This window comes from Nonomuraea longispora (genome assembly GCF_004348345.1).
GTDB lineage: Bacteria > Actinomycetota > Actinomycetes > Streptosporangiales > Streptosporangiaceae > Nonomuraea > Nonomuraea longispora.
In genome coordinates this window covers 1-1,808 of record NZ_SMJZ01000410.1, presented here as the reverse complement: position 1 = coordinate 1,808, position 1,808 = coordinate 1, and the positions used below count along the sequence as shown (strand labels likewise).

Annotated in this window: 1 protein-coding gene; it reads right to left on the bottom strand. The window is 71.2% G+C overall.

What is annotated here, in order from left to right; all coding sequences use genetic code 11:
• Window positions 1-1,808: condensation domain-containing protein (locus E1267_RS43580; protein WP_246064742.1), on the bottom strand; the 1,808-nt coding region annotated here is incomplete at both ends.

Genomic DNA, 1,808 nt, shown 5'->3' with positions numbered 1-1,808 from the left:
CACCACCCCCTGACCAACAGGCAGCAGACCAGGCACCTCACCCGACCAATCACCCTCCGCCAACCACTCCAACAACCCCCCATACGCCCCGAACATCGCATCCAACACCCCAGGCGCGAACAACTCCTCCACCGCGTCCCACCGGACCATCAGGTCGCCGTCGACCTCGCCCACCTGACTGTCCAGCCAGACCTGCGGCGTCTGCGACACGCCCCAGACCTGCTCGCCGAACGACGGCCCGGCCATGCCCTCGCCGGTGACGCCGAGCGTGCTGGTGAACACGACCGGCATGGTCATCTCGATCGCGGCGTTCCGCCTGGCCAGCTCGCGCATCACCCAGACCGCCGAGACCTCGCCGTGCTCCAGGCCGCGCCACACCTCTTCCTGCAGCTTGCGGGCTCCGTCCAGCCAGCCGGCGCCCTGCCGGTAGCCGACGAGCAGGAGCGAGGTGAAGTCGCCGAGCACGCGGTGGATGTCGGGGTGGACCTCGCGCCGGTCGAACAGCGTGAGGTTGAGCGTCAGCTCCTTCTGGGCGCTCCACGTGCCCAGCACCTCGCCGAACGCCGCCGCCAGCACGGTGGCGGGGGTGAGCTCGTGCCTCCGGGCCAGATCGTTGATCGCCCGCCACCGGGCGGCGGGCAGCCGCAGCTCCCGCCGTACGAACCGGGGCCGCTCGATCAGCGCGGGGTCCACGCGGAGCGGCAACTGGGGGGCGGGCGGGAGTTCGGGCAGTTTGGCCGCCCAGTATTCCTTGGCCGTCTCGAAAACAGCGGGGTCGGGGGTCTGCGCGAGCAGGTAGTCGCGGAACGACGCCCCGATCGGCGGCAGGACCGTGTCAAGGTCGTGGTAGAGCCGGTCGAGCTCGGCGAAGAAGACCATCATGCTCAGCGCGTCGACGATGATGTTGTCGAAGCTGACGCCGAGCCGCACCCCGCCTTCGTGGCGTACGGCCCGCGCGTCGAACAGCGGCCAGGCCGACACATCGAGCACCTGGTGCGACATCTGCTCCCGCATGGCCTCGACGCTGCCGGCCGCGGCGATGGTGAAGCGGGGCACCTCGGGCAGGATGCGCTGGGACCCGTCCTCGTCGAATACGGCGCGCAACATCTCGTGCCGCTCGATGAGCAGGTTCCACGCGGTTTCCAGCCGGTCGAGGTCGATGTCGCCGTCGAACTCGGTGTAGAAGTGGCAGCCGACGCCGCCGAGCGTGAAGTGCTCGGCCCGGCCGAGCCAGTAGGCCCGCTGCACCTCGGTGGGCGGGAAGGGGTCGTGCCGGTGCGCGAGGTCCGGGGCGAGCGCCGGAGCCTGCGGGGCCGCCTCCCCGAGGGTGAGGGTGGCCGCGAAGTCCGCCAGCACCGGCGTCTGGAACAGCAGGCTGAGCCGGGCGTCGGTGACGCCTTCTGCGCGCAGCCGGGCGATCATGCGGGTGGCGAGCAGCGAGTCGCCGCCGAGGGTGAAGAAGTTGTCGCTGCGCCGCACGCCGGGGCGTTCGAGCAGGTCGGCCCAGATGGCGGCGAGCACGGTCTCGGCGGGTCCGACGGGCGGCTCGTACGCCGTGCTCTCCTGGATGTCGGCGACGAGGGCGGTGAGCGCGGATCGGTCGATCTTGCCGTTGGCGGTCAGAGGTAACTCGTCCAGCGCGGTGATCGACGGCGGGATGGCGTACGCCGGCAGCCGGTCAGCCAGGAACGAACGCAGCTCGCCCTGGTCGACCCCACCCGGGGTGACGAACGCGGCCAACCGGCGCTGTCTCCGATCCCCCACCGCGACCGCCACCGCACGCCCCACGCCGGGAAACCCCTCCAGCG